The sequence below is a fragment of the Galactobacter sp. genome (assembly GCF_022712295.1).
Lineage (GTDB): Bacteria > Actinomycetota > Actinomycetes > Actinomycetales > Micrococcaceae > Galactobacter.
Genome location: NZ_JALAGT010000100.1, coordinates 1 through 18,939 on the forward strand (window position 1 = coordinate 1; position 18,939 = coordinate 18,939).

General features: G+C 65.3%; 18 protein-coding genes. 8 read left to right on the plus strand and 10 right to left on the minus strand.

The window, feature by feature from the left end:
* Positions 1 to 141: 141 nt before the first annotated feature.
* Both Q0A15_RS07465 and Q0A15_RS07470 read right to left on the minus strand, forming a co-directional pair.
* A complete protein-coding gene (locus tag Q0A15_RS07465) occupies positions 142 to 1,833 on the minus strand; it encodes an ABC-F family ATP-binding cassette domain-containing protein (RefSeq protein WP_291278894.1) in 1,692 nt (563 codons plus the stop codon).
* 173 nt (positions 1,834 to 2,006) lie between these two features.
* Positions 2,007 to 2,615, minus strand: coding sequence for a GNAT family protein (locus Q0A15_RS07470; RefSeq protein WP_291278895.1), 609 nt, complete (start codon positions 2,613 to 2,615; stop codon positions 2,007 to 2,009).
* 129 nt (positions 2,616 to 2,744) lie between these two features.
* On the opposite strand from Q0A15_RS07470, the gene Q0A15_RS07475 reads away from it, so the two are divergent.
* The 4 genes from Q0A15_RS07475 to Q0A15_RS07490 all read left to right on the plus strand — a co-directional run bounded on the left by Q0A15_RS07475 (position 2,745) and on the right by Q0A15_RS07490 (position 6,670).
* A complete protein-coding gene (locus Q0A15_RS07475) occupies positions 2,745 to 3,449 on the plus strand; it encodes a lysoplasmalogenase family protein (RefSeq protein ID WP_291278896.1) in 705 nt (234 codons plus the stop codon).
* 41 nt (positions 3,450 to 3,490) lie between these two features.
* A complete protein-coding gene (locus tag Q0A15_RS07480; protein ID WP_291278897.1) occupies positions 3,491 to 4,450 on the plus strand; it encodes a 1,4-dihydroxy-2-naphthoyl-CoA synthase in 960 nt (319 codons plus the stop codon).
* A 15-nt stretch (positions 4,451 to 4,465) separates the two neighbouring features.
* Entirely contained in the window at positions 4,466 to 5,689 is a 1,224-nt protein-coding gene (locus Q0A15_RS07485; RefSeq protein WP_291278898.1) for an AMP-binding protein, read from the plus strand.
* An 84-nt stretch (positions 5,690 to 5,773) separates the two neighbouring features.
* On the plus strand, positions 5,774 to 6,670 hold the full coding sequence (locus Q0A15_RS07490; protein ID WP_291278899.1) for a 1,4-dihydroxy-2-naphthoate polyprenyltransferase: 897 nt from the start codon (positions 5,774 to 5,776) through the stop codon (positions 6,668 to 6,670).
* A 19-nt stretch (positions 6,671 to 6,689) separates the two neighbouring features.
* Here the strand turns inward: Q0A15_RS07490 and Q0A15_RS07495 are convergent, their stop codons facing one another.
* Positions 6,690 to 7,055: a DUF4229 domain-containing protein gene (locus tag Q0A15_RS07495; RefSeq protein WP_291278900.1), complete on the minus strand. Its 366-nt coding sequence runs from the start codon at positions 7,053 to 7,055 to the stop codon at positions 6,690 to 6,692.
* Positions 7,056 to 7,167: 112 nt separating this feature from the next.
* On the opposite strand from Q0A15_RS07495, the gene Q0A15_RS07500 reads away from it, so the two are divergent.
* Entirely contained in the window at positions 7,168 to 7,575 is a 408-nt protein-coding gene (locus tag Q0A15_RS07500) for a PLD nuclease N-terminal domain-containing protein (RefSeq protein ID WP_291278901.1), read from the plus strand.
* Between the two features lie 27 nt (positions 7,576 to 7,602).
* On the opposite strand, the gene Q0A15_RS07505 is transcribed toward Q0A15_RS07500, so the two are convergent.
* From Q0A15_RS07505 to Q0A15_RS07535, 7 genes are all read right to left on the minus strand, one after another.
* Entirely contained in the window at positions 7,603 to 8,088 is a 486-nt protein-coding gene (locus Q0A15_RS07505) for a hypothetical protein (protein WP_291278902.1), read from the minus strand.
* Positions 8,089 to 8,124: 36 nt separating this feature from the next.
* The gene (gene pgm / locus Q0A15_RS07510) at positions 8,125 to 9,774 is read right to left on the minus strand and encodes a phosphoglucomutase (alpha-D-glucose-1,6-bisphosphate-dependent) (protein WP_291278903.1); all 1,650 of its coding nucleotides are present in this window, start codon (positions 9,772 to 9,774) and stop codon (positions 8,125 to 8,127) included.
* A 91-nt stretch (positions 9,775 to 9,865) separates the two neighbouring features.
* The gene (locus tag Q0A15_RS07515; protein ID WP_291278904.1) at positions 9,866 to 11,191 is read right to left on the minus strand and encodes an MFS transporter; all 1,326 of its coding nucleotides are present in this window, start codon (positions 11,189 to 11,191) and stop codon (positions 9,866 to 9,868) included.
* Positions 11,192 to 11,228: 37 nt separating this feature from the next.
* On the minus strand, positions 11,229 to 11,894 hold the full coding sequence (locus Q0A15_RS07520) for a GntR family transcriptional regulator (protein ID WP_291278905.1): 666 nt from the start codon (positions 11,892 to 11,894) through the stop codon (positions 11,229 to 11,231).
* Between the two features lie 114 nt (positions 11,895 to 12,008).
* Positions 12,009 to 13,478, minus strand: a complete 1,470-nt coding sequence (gene tcuA / locus Q0A15_RS07525; protein WP_291278906.1) for an FAD-dependent tricarballylate dehydrogenase TcuA — start codon at positions 13,476 to 13,478, stop codon at positions 12,009 to 12,011.
* 91 nt (positions 13,479 to 13,569) lie between these two features.
* Complete coding sequence (locus Q0A15_RS07530) at positions 13,570 to 14,241, minus strand: response regulator (protein ID WP_291278907.1); 672 nt, start codon at positions 14,239 to 14,241, stop codon at positions 13,570 to 13,572.
* Positions 14,238 to 15,440 carry an ATP-binding protein gene (locus Q0A15_RS07535; protein ID WP_291278908.1) on the minus strand — a complete coding sequence of 401 codons (1,203 nt, stop codon included), beginning with the start codon at positions 15,438 to 15,440 and terminating at the stop codon, positions 14,238 to 14,240. Before Q0A15_RS07535 ends, Q0A15_RS07530 begins: the two co-directional genes overlap by 4 nt.
* A gap of 234 nt (positions 15,441 to 15,674) precedes the next feature.
* Here Q0A15_RS07535 and Q0A15_RS07540 point away from each other — a divergent pair, with 234 nt between their 5' ends.
* Genes Q0A15_RS07540 through Q0A15_RS07550 form a run of 3 tightly spaced genes read left to right on the plus strand, consistent with a single transcriptional unit; the run spans position 15,675 to position 18,882 of the window.
* Complete coding sequence (locus tag Q0A15_RS07540) at positions 15,675 to 16,655, plus strand: tripartite tricarboxylate transporter substrate binding protein (RefSeq protein ID WP_291278909.1); 981 nt, start codon at positions 15,675 to 15,677, stop codon at positions 16,653 to 16,655.
* Positions 16,652 to 17,311 (plus strand): tripartite tricarboxylate transporter TctB family protein, encoded by a 660-nt coding sequence (locus Q0A15_RS07545; RefSeq protein WP_291278910.1) that lies wholly within the window; start codon positions 16,652 to 16,654, stop codon positions 17,309 to 17,311. The genes Q0A15_RS07540 and Q0A15_RS07545 overlap by 4 nt, the downstream gene beginning before the upstream one ends.
* Complete coding sequence (locus tag Q0A15_RS07550) at positions 17,311 to 18,882, plus strand: tripartite tricarboxylate transporter permease (protein WP_291278911.1); 1,572 nt, start codon at positions 17,311 to 17,313, stop codon at positions 18,880 to 18,882. Before Q0A15_RS07545 ends, Q0A15_RS07550 begins: the two co-directional genes overlap by 1 nt.
* The last annotated feature ends 57 nt before the right edge of the window (positions 18,883 to 18,939 follow it).

Sequence of the window (18,939 nt, forward strand, 5' to 3'; positions counted from 1 at the left end):
ATGCCCGACGGGTGGTGGGAACCATGGGGTCCCCACCAGCCGTCGGCCATTGTGTTGCCTCTTGCCTGTCCCGGCGTCGGGAGAAACTCTCGGGTCGGATGAATTGACCGACATCTTCCGACGCCAGAGCTTGATCCGCCGCTACGACAGTTCTTCCGACGCTGTGACGGGTTCCACCAGCTCCCACGTCCGGGTCACCCCTACCGTCTCCAGAAGCTCGGTGTCGTGGCTGACCAGGATCAGCGCGCCACCGAAGTCGGCCAGGGCGGAGGCCAGCGCCTCGACCGAATCCAGATCCAGGTCGTTGGTGGGTTCGTCCAACACCAGCAGCTGGGGCGCGGGGGTCGCGGCCAGGATCCGGGCGAGATCCACACGGAAGCGTTCCCCGCCGGACAGCGAGCCGTAGGACTGGTGCACCCTCTCCCCACGTAGCGCGAGCTTGGCCAACACGTCACGCGCATGCCCTTGAGTCAGAGCAGGCACGCGGTCCAACAGGTTCTCCAATGCCGACCGGTCCGGGTCCAGTTCCTCTCCGGCCGTTGAGCCGGTGCGCTGGGAGAGCACCCCGAACGGCACGGAGGCATCAGGAAGCACCTGCTCGAGCAGCGTGGATTTCCCCGCCCCATTGGGCCCGGACAGCGCCACGCACTCCGGCCCCCGGACGGTCAGGGGCGCACCGGGCGGCAGCGGAACGCCGTCGTCGGCCACGATCCGCCCCGTGACCAGCTCCGGCACGATCGAGGAGACCACCACGGTTCCTGCGCCCACACGGGTTCCTGGCAGGTTCACGTCGATGCTGATCAGCTCCTTGAGCGCCTCACGAGCGGCCCCGACCTCAGCGGCAGCATCGCCGACGCGAGCATCACGAGTCGCACGCGTGTCGGCCGTGTTCGCTTCGGCCTTGCGTTTGAGCGTCTGCGCCAGGATCTTGGGCATGTTCTCTGCGGCCTTGCGCCCCTGGGCCGCGCTCCTGCTTGCCCGCGCCTGTTCGGCCTCCCGCGCTTGTTTCTCGTGGCGCAGATCCGATTGGGCACGGGCAAGGCGACGTTCCGCTGACTCCTGCCGCTCCGTCAGAACGCGCTCGCGGGCGTCCCACCCGCCGAACGTCTCCGAGACCACGCCATCCGGCCGGCCGCGCCTGATGCGCGCGGGTTTCAGCTCGACGAGGTGCTCCGCGGCCCGGAGCAGGGCACGATCATGGGTCACCACGATCACCGACCCCGGCCAGTCGGACAGCGATTCCACGAGCCGGGAGCGGGCGCCCTCGTCCAGGTTGTTGCTCGGCTCGTCCAGCAGCGTCAGCTGCGGTTGTCCGCGCCGCAGCCCCACGAGGGCCACGAGCATGGCTTCTCCTCCGGAGAGCGTGGACACTGCCCGACGAAGCGTGCCCGGCTCAGCCGGCAACGAGACAGGGCCGTGGGCGGCCAGGTCTGCGCACGCGGAATCCTCGGCGTCCCACTGGTCACCGATGATCTCCAGGAGTTCGGCGACCCGGTCAGGCTCGGGGGCGGGATCCGTGCGGCTGAGTTCCTCGATGGCGGCCAGCACGTCGGTCACGCCGAGCAGGTCGGCAACTGTGGTGTCGGCCTGCAGAGTGAGGTCCTGCGGCAGCACGACCGGTGGGGACGGAACGCTGATGTGACCTGTGTCGGGGGTCAACTGCCCCGCGATCAGGCGCAGGAGTACGGACTTCCCAAGGCCGTTGGCACCCATCAATGCGGTGAAACCGGACGGGAAGGTCAGGGAGAGGTCGCTGAAGACGGGGGTTCCGTCGGCGAAGGAGAAGGAAAGGTGGTCGATGACCACGCTGGGCGCAACTGATTTCTTGGGCAAGAGGGCACTCCTCGGTGTAGGTCTTTCGACACCGAGCGGGCGGGGCATGCCTCACCTCGGTGTTCTTCACACGAGGACAGTGCGCACTTGGGAAATCCTTCCGCAGACAATAAGACGGGATTCAGGGTACCCGCCGATTCCGGGCCTGGCTAGGTCGTGGAACGTCCCGGGCGTCAGGACCGTACGTCGTCTCCCAAGCGGAAGCGCAGCATGGAGCGCACCTGAGGCCATTCGGCGGCCGTGATGGAGTAGACGCAGGTGTCACGTAGTGAGCCGTCGCTGGTGCGGACGTGGCTGCGCAGCACGCCGTCCAGTTTGGCGCCGAGGCGTTCGATGGCTCGCCGGGACTGGGTGTTGATCCATGCCGTTCGCAGTTCCACCGCTGGGCAGCCGAAGGTCTCGAACGCCTGGGTGAGCAGGGCCAACTTGGAGTCGGCGTTGGTGCCTGTGCCGTGCACGGACGCCGAGTTCCACGTTGACCCGATCTCAACGCGAGGGATGCTGCGGTCGATGTTCATGAACGAGGTCATGCCGATCACCCGTTCGTCTGCCAGTCGTCGGGTGACGAATGGCAGCATGTTTCCGGACGCCTGGAGCCCCAGGCGCCGGTCGATCTCCGCGGCCATGCCGTCCGGCGTGGGGATGTTGGTGTACCAGAGCCTCCAGAGTTCTCCGTCTCGGACGGCGTCGCAGAGTTCGTCATGGTGGTCCGGGGACAGCGGTTCCAATCGAACCAGACGTCCCGTCAGGGTCACGGCGTCCAGCCAAGGGCTCTGAGTCATGGGACCAACCCTAGTTCCGGCATCCGGCAGAGGTCGTATGGTCGGCCCTACGAGGCTCGGCCCTACTAGGATGGGCGTCATGCTTCCTTGGTTCGCTGCGCCCGCCCGGTCTCGGGTCGTGTTGCCCGCATGATCGGAACGTTCTCCGCAGCGACCCTGATCCTGTTGGCGCTGGCGGTCTGCGCAGCGATAGCCGACTGGGCCGTCATTGCCGTGGACGGCAAGAGCAGGGACAAGGTCCGGTGGCTGACCAAGGGCCTGGCACCGACACTGCTGATCCTGGCCTTGGCCTTGCATGTCGTGGAGCGCCCCAAGCCGTCCTGGGCCGTCACGGTTGCCACGTTTGCACTATGTCTGTGCTTGCTCGGCGACTACCTGCTCTTGGATTCCAAACGTTTCATCCCGGGCATGATCGCATTCGGTGGAGCGCATCTGGTGCTGATCCTGGCCTTCTTCATCGACCAGGACTGGGACGCTCGGGCGGACGATCGCACGCTCTTCTCTGGACGGATCATCGCCGTAGCGGTGATCCTGGTGGCGGCAACGCTGCCTGGCAGGCGGATCCTGCGCGCAGCTGTGCGCAATGGCCACGGACTCGCCGTGATCATCTACATGGTCGCCATCACCGCCATGACGTTCGTGGCCGGAATGCACTCATCCGCGCCGTACGGTTGGTTCGCCTTCGCGGGCGCACTGCTCTTCTATGCCTCCGACGCCGTGCTGGGGTGGCGCACCTTCGTCAAACGAACACCCCCGGGCCGTGGTGACCTTGCGGTGATGATCCCTTATCACTTGGCCTTGGGTTGTCTCGGTACCTGGGCGCTGCTGGTCTGAGGAAGCCCCGACGAGTTCCCTGCGGCACTAGACTGGCGAGCGTGAGCACCGCCCAGAACCAGTCGCCCCAGTCCGTGTCAGACACCTTCGACCCCACCCGTTGGAGACTCGTGGAGGGTTTCGATTTCGAGGACATCACCTACCACCGACAGGTGGAGCGCGACGCGTCCGGCGCCGTGATCCGGGACCTTCCCACGGTGCGCATCGCCTTCGACCGTCCAGAGGTCCGCAACGCGTTCCGCCCAGGCACCGTGGATGAGCTCTACCGGGCCCTGGACCACGCACGCATGACCTCCAACGTGGCCACCGTATTGCTCACAGGCAACGGCCCCTCCCCCAAGGACGGCGGCTACGCCTTCTGCTCCGGCGGCGACCAGCGCATCCGCGGCCGCGACGGCTACCACTATGCCGACGGTGAGACCGCGGAGAGCATCGATCCGGCGCGCGCGGGTCGCCTGCACATCCTCGAGGTGCAGCGACTGATCCGCACCATGCCCAAGGTGGTCATCGCCGTGGTCAACGGCTGGGCGGCCGGCGGCGGCCATTCCCTCCACGTGGTCTCCGACCTCACCCTCGCCTCCAAGCAGCACGGCAAGTTCAAGCAGACCGACGCCACCGTGGGTTCGTTCGACGCCGGCTACGGGTCGGCCTACCTGGCCCGCCAGACGGGTCAGAAGAAGGCCCGTGAGATCTTTTTCCTGGCCCGCGAGTATTCCGCTGACGACATGGTCGCGGCCGGCGCTGTCAATGAGTCCGTGGATCACGAGCGGTTGGAGGAGGTGGCGCTGGAGTATGCGGCTGACATCGCCCGCCAGTCCCCGCAGGCCATCCGCATGCTCAAGTTCGCCTTCAACGCAGTGGATGACGGGATGATGGGCCAGCAGGTCTTTGCCGGTGAGGCCACTCGCCTGGCCTACATGACCGACGAGGCTGTGGAGGGTCGCGACGCCTTCCTGCAGAAGCGCGACCCCGACTGGTCCTCCTACCCTTACTACTTCTGATCCACATTTCACGAGGTGAGCATCACGGACGTCCTTTCCCTGCCCGACGACGCCTCCCGCGCCTTCGCGGAGCGCGTCGCCGCGCTCGCGGAGGCCCTGCGCTCGGCGCACCACGCCCGTTCCGGGCGGCCGGGCGCCCCCGTCGAGGTGCTTGAGGGTCCCTCCCACGGGACATTCGAGCTGACCGTGCCCACGGACGCTCCGGCCGGGACGGCTGCCGTGATCCGAACATCTGGCTCCACGGGGATGCCCAAGCGCACGGCGTTACCGGCTTCGGCGTTGGCCGCGTCGGCGCAGTCCACCCGGGAGTACCTGGGCGGCGACGGGCATTGGCTCTTGGCTCTGCCGCTGCACTATGTGGCCGGTCTTGCAGTGGTGTCCAGGGCTCTGCTCGGGAGGGTGAACGGGGCTGCAGCCCGCCTGGCCACTCTGGATCTGACCCGCAGTTTCACGGCAGAGCATTTCGTCGGGGCGACCGGTGTACTCCGGCGGGCCGCAGGTCCGGGCGAGCGTCTGTACACGTCCTTGGTTCCCACCCAACTCACGCGATTGCTGCACACCGACATCGGCATAGAAGCCCTGCGCGAGTATTCCGCGGTGCTGGTGGGTGGGGGTCGCACACCTGAACCCACCCGTGTGGCCGCCGCCGAGGCGCAGCTACCGGTGGTCTACACCTACGGTTCTGCAGAGACCTGCGGTGGGTGTGTCTACGACGGTGTAGCTCTCCCAGGGGTCACGGTCGCCGAGGTGGGGGGACGCCTGCGCTTGGGTGGGGACATGGTCGCCTCCGAATACCTGAGCGACACCGAGCGCACGCGTGAGCATTTCGTCACCGCCGCTGACGGTACCCGCTTCTACATCACCGACGACCTCGGCACCGTGGCCAACGGCGTGGTCTCGGTGACGGGTAGGACCGACGACGTCATCAACACCGGCGGTGTGAAGGTCTCCGCGCAGGCGGTGCAGCAGGTCGTCGAATGCGTGGACGGCGTCGGCTCGGTCCTCATCATCGGTGTGGCCGATCCCGTGTGGGGACAGAAGGTGGCGATGGGCTGGGAGCCCGCACCAGGCGTCGGGCATGAGAAGTACGAGGCCGTCGAGGCGTCTGCTCTGGCCGCAGCCAGGGACGCTCTTGGCGGCCCCGCGACGCCGCGCTTGGTGCGCCGCTACGTCTCCCTTCCCCGGCTGGGAAACGGGAAACCGGATCGCATCACCATCGCGAACGACCTCAGCGACTGAGATCCGCGCCACCGCGCCGGTCATCGGGCGGCCTGCCGGTGGGATAATGGTGAGGTTGTAATCCCAGTTCAAGGAGTGAGGCCAGTGGCCACCCCGTCCCAATGGATCGCCGGAGCGCGCCTGCGTACGCTGCCCATGGCCATCGCCCCCGTCATCGTGGGCACCGCGGCAGCAGTTGCAGAGACCGGAGCCTTCCACTGGATTCGTGCCATTCTGGCGCTGCTGGTGTCCCTGGCCCTGCAGGTGGGGGTCAACTACGCCAATGATTACTCCGACGGCATCCGCGGCACCGACGAGGACCGCGTGGGTCCGCTGCGCCTGACCGGTTCCGGAGCGGCCAAGGCGGGCCACGTGAAGGCCGCGGCCTTCCTGAGTTTCGGCGTCGCCGCACTGTTCGGGCTGGCCCTGGTCTGGGCGTCCGAGACCTGGTGGCTCATCGCCGTCGGTGTGGTGTGCGTGCTCGCGGCCTGGTGGTACACCGGCGGCAAACACCCCTACGGGTACATGGGACTCGGCGAGGTCTTCGTGTTCGTGTTCTTCGGGCTCGTCGCCACCCTCGGCAGCACGTACACGCAGGTGCTGACGCTGAACTCTGCCGCGTGGACGGGGGCCATCGCCGTGGGACTGATCGCCACCGCCCTGCTCATGGCCAACAACATCCGCGACATCCCCACCGACCGTGAGGTCGGGAAGAACACCCTCGCCGTGCGACTCGGCGAGTCCCTGTCACGGACTTTCTACGCGCTGATGGTGATCGTGGCCGCTCTCATGCCGATCTTCGCCGTTGGCACCAACTACTGGCTGCTGCTGAGCCTCCTCACGCTGGCCGTGGGCATCGGCCCCATCCGCACCGTGATGACCGCACAGACCTCGCCTGAACTGATCCCGGTCCTGAAACAGACCGGCATCCTCTCCCTGGTGTTCGCCGTACTCTTCGCCGCCGCCTGCATCCTGGGACAGCTGTTCGGCCCGCTGGGCTGACGACTCGGCGAAAGGCGCCTCAGGCCTCGTCGTCCGCCGGGTTGGATCGGTGGGTGGGCCGACGGTCGTCGTTGCCCAGGCCGGCGTCGCGACGCTGCTGGTCCTGGACCGCGTCCTCGATGGCGGCCTCCTCGTCGGCGCGACTCTCCTTGGTCGGCTTGGCCGCCCGCCGGCGGGCGGCGCGTTCCTCCACGGACTCCGCGGCCGCACGTCGGGCCTTGTCGAAGAAGAGGTACCCGACCGCGAAGGCGAACACGGCGCCCACCACGATCGAGAGGACGGCGCCCAGCCATCCCCAGCGATTCCAGCCGAAGAGGAACCAGACGGCCAGTGCAACGCCTACGAAGATGACGGTGCGCAGCAGGGTATAGAGAAAAACCTTCACCCACCCAGTCTAGTTTCGTGTGGACCTTCCTGCCGACGCCGATGGCGCGCAACTGCGCTATCGTGGCCGGACTCTCACCGAGTGCACAGCCGCGTCCCCGTAGAATGAACACATGCGTTGGTTGTTGATGGGTGCCGTAGTCGCGTTCGCCTTCGTGGTGTACACGTTGTTCCACTGCATCATGTCGCCGGCCGCCAAGGTCCGCTCACTCCCCAAGGGCGTGTGGATCCTCGCGATCATCGTGCTGCCGGTGATCGGCGCCGGGCTCTGGTACTGGCTCGGCGCGCCCAAGGCCGCCGCGGGGCCTGCGGCCCCGCGTAGGGGCATGGGGCCCGACGACGATGCGGACTTCCTGCGTCAGCTCAACATCCGCCGTCAGCAGCAGCAGCGCGCTGCGGAACTCGCCAAACGTGAAGAGGAACTCAAGCGCCGCGAGGCGGAGTTCAAGCGTGGGGACACGGCGCCGGACCAGAAGCACGACGACGACGCGAACTCCGGCAAGGACGATTCAGGGGCCTGAGCACCGCTGCGACATCGGCGCCGCACATCAGCGGTAACGGGCCCGGGGGCTGTGCCGCTTGAGGAACAATGCGAAGCCGGCCACGATCGCGACGATGACCGCATCGAAGGTCGTGATCAGCACCACCGTCAGGTAGAAGTACACGAGTTCCGGACCGAAGTACCCAAGGGCCACGGACCAGCAGACAATACCGGCCACGACATAGGCCAGCACGATACCCACCACGGCCCAGGCCCTGATGACGGGTTCCCTCGCTTTTCTTGCTGCGAGGAGCATTGCAGCGAAGAACACCGCCACCTGGATCCACCACCCCGGACTGCCCCAGAACGCGGACACGGCGAATCCGATGTCAGCCGACCGGTCTTCGACAGACGAGTTCAATCCGAAGATGGCCAAGGTCGGCAGCGGGGCCAGGGCAATCACGGCTGCCGTCGCCGCGCTTGCCCGGACCCATGCCTGTTTCCACGAGGTCAGGTCGAAGATGCGCTCGGCTGGTTTCGTTGTGGCGGTCATCTCCGACACGTTACGCGACGGATCCGAGGCCAACGGCTAACCCAGCACTCGGGCGACCAGCTCCTGGGCCTCCTCCTGAACCTGCTTGAGGTGTTCTGCCCCGCGGAAGGACTCCGCGTAGACCTTCATGACGTCCTCGGTTCCGGACGGACGCGCTGCGAACCAGGCGTTCTCCGTCTGGACCTTGAGGCCACCGATGGGCGCGCCATTGCCCGGAGCCTCGGTGAGGATGGCGATGATGGGATCTCCGGCCAGCTCGGTCGCGGAGACGTCGGATGCAGCCAGCGCTGAAAGCTTTGCCTTCTGCTCCGCGGTGGCGGGCGCATCGACGCGGGCGTAGGCGGGCTCTCCGAAACGCTCCAGGAGCGCGGCGTAGCGCTCGGACGGCGACTGTCCGGTGACCGCCTGGATCTCCGCGGCCAACAGGCACAACAGGATGCCGTCCTTGTCGGTGGACCAGGTGGAGCCGTCGAAGCGCTGGAACGAGGCGCCCGCGCTCTCCTCACCACCGAAGACGATGTCGCCGGAGCTCAGCCCCGGAACGAACCATTTGAAGCCCACCGGGACCTCCAACAGGTTGCGGCCGTGCGAGGCCACCACCCGGTCGATGAGCGCTGAGGAGACCAGAGTCTTGCCGATGGCGGCCTCGGTTGACCAATCGGGGCGGTGCTGCAACAGGTAGTCGATCGCTACGGCCAGGTAGGCATTCGGCGTGAGGCGTCCACCGTCCCGCGTGACGACGCCGTGGCGGTCGGCGTCTGCGTCGTTACCCACCACCAGGTCGAACTGGTCCTGGTACGGCGCCACCGTGGACATCACGTTGGGCGAGGAGGGGTCCATGCGGATCTTCCCGTCCCAGTCCAGGTTCATGAAGCCCCACTGCGGGTCCACTCCGGGGCCCAGCACGGTCAGGTCCAGATCGAAGCGGTCACGGATCGCGGCCCAGTACGCTACCGACGCCCCGCCGAGCGGGTGGGCGCCGATACGCACCCCTGCCTTGCGGATCGCGTCGAGGTCGATCACCGCGTCGAGGGTGTTCACGTACTCGCCGAGGTAGTCGTAGTGGCCAACGGACTCCCCACCCACGCCGTCGGCGTCGGTACGGCGGACGGAGTCCACACCTGCGGTCAACAGCTCGTTGGCGCGGGCGGCAATCCAGCCCGTGGCATCCGAACCGGCAGGCCCGCCGTGAGGCGGGTTGTACTTGAAGCCGCCATCGCGGGGCGGGTTGTGGCTGGGAGTGACGACGATGCCGTCGGCCCTTTGCGGATCATCGAGGGCACGGTCTCGGTTGTAGGTGAGGATCGCGTGGCTCACCGCGGGCGTGGGGACGAACGCGGCGTCGCCCTCCCCCGAGTTCACGAGCACCTTCACGCCGGCGGCCGCGAGCACCTCACGTGCCGTCCGCTCCGCAGGAGCAGAGAGAGCATGGGTGTCTGAGCCGATGAACAACGGACCTCGAATGCCCTGCTCGGCACGGTATTCGGCGATGGCCGCGCTGATCGCGACGATATGAGCCTCGTTGAAGGAGGCACTCAGCGAGGATCCGCGGTGACCGGAGGTGCCGAACACCACCCGTTGCGCCGGGTCGGAGGGATCGGGAACCACATCGGTGTATGCGGCCAGCAACTCGTCGACGTCGATGAGGTCTGCTGCGGTGGCCGGCTGTCCTGCTCGTGAGCTCATGTCTGAAGTCTCCCACAACCACGTGATCAACCGGATGTCCGAGTAGGCGACGGCGGAGTCGGGAGGTTCGTGGTTTTCGGCCTGCCCAGGCTCATGCGTCGGCCGACTCACCCAGACCAGCAGCAGCCGACGGGTGGGCGTAACCGCGCGAAAGCAGACGATACGAGCGCGTCAGGAAGGCGCCGATCGCCAGCACGATCAGCACCACTCCGGTGAAGACGAAGATCAGCGCCATCCCCCGCGCCTCGCCTTCACCGAGCAACCAGCCCCACGTGCGTTGGCCGGACTCGCCGTCCATGTAAGGGATCACGAGGAACTCCGCGATCGGAGCCAGGGCCAGGGACGTGATCGGTGCGGCGGCCGCCTCGAAGGTCATCGCGAGTCCGAAGACCCGTCCCTGCGTCGAGTACGGGACCACCTTCTGGATCACCGTCTGTTCGGCCGCCTCCACCGCGGGCATGACCGACATGAACAACCACATGCCCACGACGCACAACCAGGGCCATTCACGCAGGGTGAAGACAATACCGACGAAGCCGATCACCATCACGAGCAACAACATGGTGCGGATCGGGTTCTTCCCGAGCCCGACCTTGGCCACGATGCCGCCACCCACGATGAATCCAGTGGAGGCCACGCCGAACCAGATGCCCCACATCTCCACCGAGAACATGGTCAGGCCGTAGGGGTCGAGCAACGCCATGAACCCGCCGCTGGCCAGGTTGTTGAACATGGAGAACAGCACCAGGGCGAACAGACCTGGCACCGCGAGCATGGCCGCCATTCCACCCTTGAAGTCCACGGCCGACCGGTTGGGATCCTGCACGATTTCGGGCTCCGGTACGCGCAACATCAGCAGGTGCACGGCAGGCAGGGCCGTGAAAGCCGTCGCGATCAGGACGGTGGCGCCCATCCCCAGCTGCCCCACCGACAAACCGCTGAAGACGCTGGTGGCGATGAAGGACAGTCCCTGCACGGTGCCGACCAGGCCGTTGGCATTGGCGTGATTCTCTTCGGGGACCAGCAACGTGACCGTGGTGGACAGCGCCAAACCACGGAGCAGTTCCACGATGCACCCAGCCAGGATCACCAGGGTGAAGACCCAGAACCAGAGGCCGTTGAGGCGCAACAAGGATGCGGCCGGAACGGTGAAGAAGATGACGCTGCCGATCACGAAGGCCGCCAGCGACACCCAGGCAGAGAGTAGCATGACACGACGCTTGTGCATCCGATCCACCAACGAGCCGAACCACATGGAACAGGCCGCCATGAGGATCATGTAGACACCGCCGAGCACGCCTGTGGCGAGCACGCTCCGCGTCTCCAGGTACACCCAGAACACCACGGCGAACCAGAGGAAGTTGGTCGTGAACCCGGCCACCGCCGTGTTCACGAGAAGGTGCAGGAAGGTGCGCATGCGCAAAGTGTAGGCGGGCAGGGAAACTGAACGGGAGTCAGCGGGGTCCGACCACTTTTCCCGTGCGGGCAGCCTCCCGGAGAAGACGGATTCGCAACTCCCGAGCCCGACGCATGTGCTCGCTGGCAAGGGACCGAGCCTCGTCGGCGTCCCGCCGATCGATGGCGGTGACGATCGCTTCGTGTTCGTTCAATGCCTCGGTCCACCGATCGCCCACGGAGAGCGTGGAATGCGGAGACGTGGTGACGTGGAACTGCAGTCGTTCGAGCAGTTCCACGAGGACTGGGTTGTGAGCCGCCCGCCACAGGGCCGCATGGAATTCGAGATTGGTGTCCAGCCGCTGCACGTCGGTGGGGTTCTCCAAGGCTCGATCCCTGGCAATCAGCCCTTCCAACTCCACGAGATCGCCGAGTTGTCGGTTCTCGGCGGCCTCCGCCGCTGCTTCTCCTTCCAAGGCGATCCGCACGTTGTAGGTGTTCACCGTGCGCTCTGGACCTGGGACGGTCACCCGCAAGGTCCGGCCATCCCGTTCGACCAGGCCGAATCCCTGCAGCCTGGTCAGCGCCTCACGCACCGGGGTGCGAGATACGCCGAAACGTTCCGCCAAGGCAGTCTCGCGCAGCGGCGCCCCTGGCTGGAGTTCACCCGTGACGATGTCGGCACGCAACATCTTGACCAGGCTTTCGGGGTCGTGTGATGCCATGAGTTCTCGATTCTGCTGCAATGTATGTCGGTGCCATTCTCCCGCACTACGACAGTGGGGCGGATTCCTCGCTCGGAATCCGCCCTACTGATGCTGCACCGGGTCGCAGGCGGGTCAGGCCAGTGAACCGGCACGACGGCCGAAGACGCAGCCTGCTGCGAGTCCGGATCCGCCCGGGTAGTTGTTGCTGAACAGACCGCCCAGCATCTCTCCTGCCACGAACAACCCCGGAATCGTCTCGCCGGACTCGTCGAGGACGTGACCCTGGGTATCGCTCTTCAAGCCGCCGAATGTGAAGGTGATGCCGCAGGTGACGCCGTAGGCGTAGAAAGGACCGGTCTCGATCGGTGCTGCCCAGTTGGACTTCGGTGGGACCGTGTCGGCACGTCGCCCGTCTTTCACCGTGGGATCGAAGGTCTTGGCGCGATCGATGGAGTCGTTGAACTCCAAGACCGTCGTAGCCAGCGCGGCCGGGTCCACGCCGATCTTCTGCGCCAGCTCCTCGATGGTGTCGGCCTGTTGAACCGAGATGCCGGGCATGTCGTATTCTTCGGTCCGTAGCTGCGGGCGCAGCTCGGCATCGAAGATCTGGTAGGCCACCGAGTCCGGCTGACGCAGGATCTCGCGGCCGTACTTCGCGTAGGTGTAGTTACGGAAATCCGCCCCCTCATCCAGGAAGCGTCTGCCCTCGTTGTTCACGATGATGCCGAGAGGGTAGCTCTGGCGCGTGAGCCGGTTGGTCAGTTCGCGATTGGACTCGTTCGTCGCGGTGAAGGCGTCCCACTGCACCGAGTGGCACGAGTTCCAGTCACCTCCCCGTCCAGCCCCGATCTGAAGCCCTGCACGGAGCATGTCGCCCTGGTTGTACGGAGTGCCACGGACCTTGGCGTTCTCCCACCCCTCTCCGAGGTACTCCTTACGCAGATTGGCGTTGGATTCGAATCCGCCTGCGGTCAGGATGACCGATTCGGCCCGGACCTCGACGTCCCCGTCAGGGCCCGTGGCCTTCACTCCGACCACGCGGTTGCCTTCGGTGACGAGCTCGGTTCCGCGGTGCCCGTAGCGGATGTCCACTCCAGCATCCAGAGCCACCCGGGTGTGGTCGGCGATCATGCCCTCACCGCCGCCCACGTTCCCGACATGCAGCCCACCCCAGAACAGATACGAGCCGTCCGGTCGCTCGTACGCCTGGCGCTCGTACATGAGACGGTATTTCAGTCCCTTGGAGTGCAACCACTTCAAGGTGTCGGTGACCTCGGCAATCAGTACGTCGGTGAGGTCCGGGTCGTTGCGACCCTCGGTGACCTTCTCCAGGTCCGAACGGTACTCGTCAGCGGTGTAGGGAGGAACGACGGTAGTCCCCCACCTGTCGTCCTCCTCCAGCCAGTCCCGCAGGTCGTCCAGGCCGTTGTGGGTGATGCGGGTGGCACCGGCCGTGTAGAAGCTGTTGCCGCCCGCCATGTCGGCCTCACCAGCTTCCAACAGCACCACCTTGCGCCCGCGTTCCATTGCTGCGTGCACGGCAGTGAACCCTGCGTTGCCACCACCAACCACGACGACTTCTGTTTCGATCAACTGGGACATTCCGACCTCCATTGGCACCTGTTTGTATACAAAGGTATACATGCTGCGACTCTTATCGGCAACCCCGAACACCGTCCATGGCGCTACCGACTCAGCGACCGACCCAGTACTCGTGCTGCGGGCGGCCCGCCTCGCCATAGCGCGGCTGCATCTCGATGACGTTCTCGTGAACCAAGCGCTCCAGGTACCGCCGTGCGCTGACCCTGGACAGCCCGATGGCGTCCGCTATCTCGGTCGCCGTTGCCGGCTCGGCGCGGGCCACGAGTTCGTCGAGAACCCGACTCCGGGTTACCGGACTGGCGCCCTTGGAAGGGGCCCCACCGCCGTACAGGGCGTCAATCTGCGCTTGAGTGACGCCCGACAGCGCTCTGACACGTTCACGTTCGCGTCGCGTCGACGCGTAAGCACGCAGCCGGGACTGGAACACCTCGCCGGTGAAAGGCTTGAGGATGAAATCCGTCGCGCCAAGCAGCATCGCCTGGTCCACCAAAGCCGGTTCATGCGCGGCGCTGACCATTATGACGTCGGCATCCACAGCGGCATCGGCACGCAGTCTGCGGAGCAACTCGATCCCTGAAGCATCCGGAAGGTAGAGGTCCAACAGGACCAGATCCACTCCACCTGATCGGATTCGCCGCAGGGCCGCAGATGCCGTCAGCTCCCGGGCAACCACTTCGAACCCGGGGATCCGGTCGAGGAAGGACGCATGCAACCTCCCCACCGCGAAGTCGTCGTCGACGATCAAGGTCCTGATCGCGCTCATGTCTCGTCACTCTCCTCTGATGCTTGATGTTGAACGACTCCGTCGGCGCCACCACGAGGCAGCACCACATCCACCTGGGCGCCACCTCCCCGTTCGGAGCTGCCGAAGTCGATCCTGCCTCCACGTTCGGTGACCACGCGGGTCACGGAGGCCAAGCCGATCCCATGACGAAATCCATCGGACTTCGTCGTGAACCCGCGATGTATCAGGTCCTCGTCGTCATGCTGAAATCCGGGCCCGTCATCCTCGACCCGGATATGCAATGCATCCTCGCCGGACTCCTCGATCAGCAGCCAAACAGTCCCACCGAACCCGGTCGCCTCAACGGCATTGCTGATCAGGTTGGCGATCACCAACAGGTCATCGTCATTCACCGGCCAATCGGCCGAGACAGCAGTGCCGGGGCCGAGCGTCAACGCCACATGCTCGCGTGCAGCCACACCGGAATGCGCCGTCACGAGCGCTTGGACCATGGGTTCCGCGATATTCTCCTCGGATTCCGCCTCCGGGGTCGCATCCAGGTAGGACCGCGCCTCATCGTATTTGCCGAGTTCGATCAGGCCGGAGACCAGGTGCATACGATTCTCGAACTCGTGAGCCTCGATCCGCAACAGGTCGGCAGCTGCCCGTTCTTCCTGCAATCGTTGGTCCGCCTTCCTGAAACGGCGAAGCAACCAGCGAGTGATGAAGACCGCCACCACTGCTCCCAACCCCAGCGCCACCAAAGATGCGATGGCAATGGGCAACGACTGGGCCAAGGCATTCTTGCGGATGTCGCTGACAAGTGAGCCGACGGAGACGGTGCCCACAATGTCTCCGTCGCTCGTAAGGATGGGGAGCTTGACCCGGTACGTCACCCCTTGCGAGCCCTCTTCCACTCCACGGAACTCCTGGCCCCGGAGCACGTCGGAATGATCACTGGACACGGGCAGGCCGACTTTGCCGGGATCCACATGGGCAACTCGAACACCCTTGACGTCCACCACGGTGATGTACCGGAAATCGGAACCGGCCAGGGCCGCATCGACAATCGGCTGGATCTCCTCATGAGGATCGTCGTGGCCCATCGCTTCGATCACGGTGGGTAACCGACGAATGGTGTCCGCTTCGGTGGCGATGTTGCGTTCGGCCGTTCTCTGGGCGTCCTGGACGGCATGCACCACGCCAACCGCCCCGACGAGCGCGACGATGACAGCCATCACGACCACCTGGACAAAGAACAGCAGCCGCGCCCTGGGATGTTCCGAAGGTGACATAGGACCAGCATCCCATCGACAGCAGTCCCCTATCGGACCAAAACGACCATAAAGGCGTCATGCGACCGAAACCGACCATTCCGACGCACCGACTCCTAGTCTGGGTGATCTACGTCACTGAATCTCGGTTGACGTGTATTGCATACATCTGCATCCACAACGAACAATGGAGTTCCCATGGCCAAAGTCATACGACGCGTCATCACCGGCGTGCTCGTTGCGGTCGCCGCGGTGTTCGGCTTCAACGACGCCATCAGTACTGCATCCCACTCCACGGTCCGATCGAGCCTCACCCTGATGGCTCCGGCCGATCCGGGTGGCGGTTGGGATGGTTTCGCACGCACCGGTCAACAGACCATGCGCGGCGAGGACCTCGTCGCCAACGTCCAGGTCGTCAACGTCCCCGGAGCCGCCGGCACCATCGGCCTGTCGCAATTCGTTCGAATGGACGGTCGCAACGACATCATGATGGCCACAGGTGGCGTCATGGTCGGTGGCATCTCGGTATCGAAACCCAAGGAGTCCCTCGACGACGTCACCATGTTGGCCAAGATGGCCGACGACTACACGGCACTCGTCGTGCCGTCCTCGAGCGACATCAAGACCCTGGACGATTTCGTCAAGGCCTGGAAGGCCGATCCGAAGGGAGTTTCCCTCGCTGGCGGTTCGCTCGGGTCCATCGATCATCTCGTGACCGGCATGCTGGCACGTGAGATCGGTATTGACCCGGCAGATGCGAATTACATCGCCTACTCCGGTGGCGGCGATGCCCTCAGCGCCATGTTGTCCGGGACCACCACGGGCGGGATGTCCGGGTACAACGAGGTGGCCGGCCAGATCGAATCCGGCCAGCTCCGCCTGCTCGCCATCTCCGCGCCGGAACCCGTAGACGACATCGACGCCCCGACGCTCGTCGAGTCCGGCTACGACGTGGAGATGACCAATTGGCGTGGATACGCCGCTCCTCCTGGCATCAGCAAGAAGGAGAAGCAAGATCTCGTCGACATCCTCACCGACATGCGGGAGAGCGATGACTGGAAGGACGCCCTCGAACGCAACTCCTGGACCGACTCATGGCTGATCGGTGATGACCTGGAGAAGTTCGTGGAAGAAGAACAGAAAACCTCGGATGCCATCGTGAAGGAGTTGGGACTGTGACCGCCTCGATCCCCCCAGCCAAGCCCCCTGTGTCACCGCGACCAAGGTCGCGACCCCGCATCGTCAAATGGGGCGACGTGCTCGTCGCCGGCATCGGACTGGCCATAGCTCTCGTCCTCTTCCTTGGCAGTGCATCGATGGAGGTGCGTGGCCAGTCCGTGCCCGGCCCGCAGTTCTTCCCTGTGGCGGTCGGTATCCTCCTGACCGCGACCTGCGGGTACCTGCTGGTCCGTGCCATCATCCCCGCCAAGCGCATCCCGGAACACGATGACCTGCGTCCGGACATCTCGCGCGATCTGCTCAGCGATGTGAGCCGTTCGGAGGACCAGCTCACCGACCTGGAGAACGTTCACCACCAAGCTGCCGCTCAGGCGGCCAAGGCGAAAGCGGAGGACGAGGACGCCGAAGGTGACTTCGACTGGAAGGCCGTGAGCATTGCGGTTGTCTCAGTCGCGGCCTTCATCCTGCTGCTCAAGCCGCTCGGCTGGATACTCGCCTGCACGCTGCTCTTCGCAGCCGTCTGCTTCGCCTTCGGGTCCAAGCGCATCTGGTTCAACTTGGTCATCGGACTGTTCATCGGTTCGCTGGTGCAACTGCTCTTCAGCGGGTTGCTCGGTCTGGCTCTGCCTTCAGGCTTCGTAGGAGGGATCTTCTGATGGATCAGTTCAGTCTCCTCATGGAGGGGTTCTCCTCCGCGATCACCCCGATGAACATGCTCTGGGTGTTGCTCGGGGCCATCATGGGAACGGCCGTGGGCGTACTTCCCGGCCTCGGCTCGTCGATGGCGGTGGCGCTTCTGCTACCCATCACCTTCAGCCTCGACCCCGTCGCAGCGTTCATCATGTTCGCCGGAATCTACTTCGGTGGCATGTTCGGTGACTCCACCGCGGCCATCCTGCTCAACACACCAGGGCAATCGTCAGCCATCGCCTCAACGTTCGAGGGACATCGGCTCGCCAAGCACGGTAAAGCGGGGCAGGCTCTGGCTACCGCGGCCATCGGCGCATTCATCGGTGGCCTGCTCGCCACGGCACTGACGGTCTTCCTCATCCCGTACCTGACGAAACTCGCGACGATCTTCGGTCCGGCGGAATACTTCGCCCTGGCGGTGTTCGCCTTCCTCGCTGTGTCCTCGGTGGTCTCCGAATCGGTGATCAAGGGCCTGATCGCCCTGGGCATCGGTCTCGCCCTCACGCTGGTGGGGATCGACGGCCCGTCCGGTACCGAGCGGTTCACCTTCGGCGTCCCCGAACTCTTGGACGGTTTCTCGATCGTCACCATCACGGTGGGACTGTTGGCCCTCGGCGAAGTCTTCAGCATGGCCTCCAAAGTCCGCAGTGGAGGGATGCAGACGCCGCACCAGACCAAACGTGCCATCCTGAACCGTCGAGAATTCCGTTTCGCCCTGCCAGCGTGGCTGCGTGGGACCGCGTTCGGGCTGCCCTTCGGCATCATCCCCGCCGGTGGCGCAGAGGTCCCGACGTTCCTCGCCTACGGAACCGAGAAGTCCCTGGCGAAACGTCGCGGCGACAAGTCGTTCGGTACCACCGGGTCCCTGCGAGGACTGGCAGCCCCTGAGGCCGCCGGGAACGCGACCACGGGTACGGCCATGGGCACGCTGTTGGCCTTGGGCCTTCCGGTCTCTTCGACCGCCGCGATCATGCTCGCCGCGTTCCAGCAGTACGGGCTACAGCCCGGGCCCTTGCTGTTCACCACCAATTCGGATCTGGTCTGGACCTTGCTTGCCTCGCTGTTCATCGGCCTGGCCGTGCTCCTGATCCTCAACCTCTTCCTGGCCGGTTGGTGGGCCAAGCTACTGCAGGTTCCACGTCATTACCTCTATGCAGGCATCACGGTACTGTCGGTGCTCGGTGTGTACGCGGTCGGCTCATCGATCTCTGACCTCTGGGTGTTGTTCCTGGTAGGCGTACTCGGCCTGGTCATGCGTCGCTTCCGAGTCCCGCTGGCTCCAGTCATGATCGCGGTGGTCCTCGGCCCGCTCGCCGAGACGGAACTGCGTCGCGCGCTGGCCGTCTCCGAGGGTGATGCCTCGGTGCTGTGGGGCTCGCCCTTCACCATCGCCCTGTACTCCGCCCTGGCGATCGCTCTGCTGATCTCCCTGATCCAGCACCTGCGGCACCGCCGTCAGGCGAAGATCGACGCCAGAACTGCCGCGATCGCCGTCGTGCCCACGACGAAGGCCAAGGCCGGGTCCGAGTCAGAGTAGCGCGTCAAACGACTCGAGGGGTGGTACCGCCGCAACCGGGGGGGGCGCCCCGCGGGG

Bases quoted from the DNA above. Each gene is read 5' to 3' on its own strand.
- Q0A15_RS07470 (WP_291278895.1), bottom strand. From the start codon at position 2,615: ATGACTCAGAGCCCTTGGCTGGACGCCGTGACCCTGACGGGACGTCTG.
- Q0A15_RS07475 (WP_291278896.1), top strand. From the start codon at position 2,745: ATGATCGGAACGTTCTCCGCAGCGACCCTGATCCTGTTGGCGCTGGCG.
- Q0A15_RS07500 (WP_291278901.1), top strand. From the start codon at position 7,168: ATGCGTTGGTTGTTGATGGGTGCCGTAGTCGCGTTCGCCTTCGTGGTG.
- Q0A15_RS07505 (WP_291278902.1), bottom strand. From the start codon at position 8,088: ATGACCGCCACAACGAAACCAGCCGAGCGCATCTTCGACCTGACCTCG.
- pgm (WP_291278903.1), bottom strand. From the start codon at position 9,774: ATGAGCTCACGAGCAGGACAGCCGGCCACCGCAGCAGACCTCATCGAC.
- Q0A15_RS07515 (WP_291278904.1), bottom strand. From the start codon at position 11,191: ATGCGCACCTTCCTGCACCTTCTCGTGAACACGGCGGTGGCCGGGTTC.
- Q0A15_RS07520 (WP_291278905.1), bottom strand. From the start codon at position 11,894: ATGGCATCACACGACCCCGAAAGCCTGGTCAAGATGTTGCGTGCCGAC.
- tcuA (WP_291278906.1), bottom strand. From the start codon at position 13,478: ATGTCCCAGTTGATCGAAACAGAAGTCGTCGTGGTTGGTGGTGGCAAC.
- Q0A15_RS07530 (WP_291278907.1), bottom strand. From the start codon at position 14,241: ATGAGCGCGATCAGGACCTTGATCGTCGACGACGACTTCGCGGTGGGG.
- Q0A15_RS07535 (WP_291278908.1), bottom strand. From the start codon at position 15,440: ATGGCTGTCATCGTCGCGCTCGTCGGGGCGGTTGGCGTGGTGCATGCC.
- Q0A15_RS07540 (WP_291278909.1), top strand. From the start codon at position 15,675: ATGGCCAAAGTCATACGACGCGTCATCACCGGCGTGCTCGTTGCGGTC.
- Q0A15_RS07550 (WP_291278911.1), top strand. From the start codon at position 17,311: ATGGATCAGTTCAGTCTCCTCATGGAGGGGTTCTCCTCCGCGATCACC.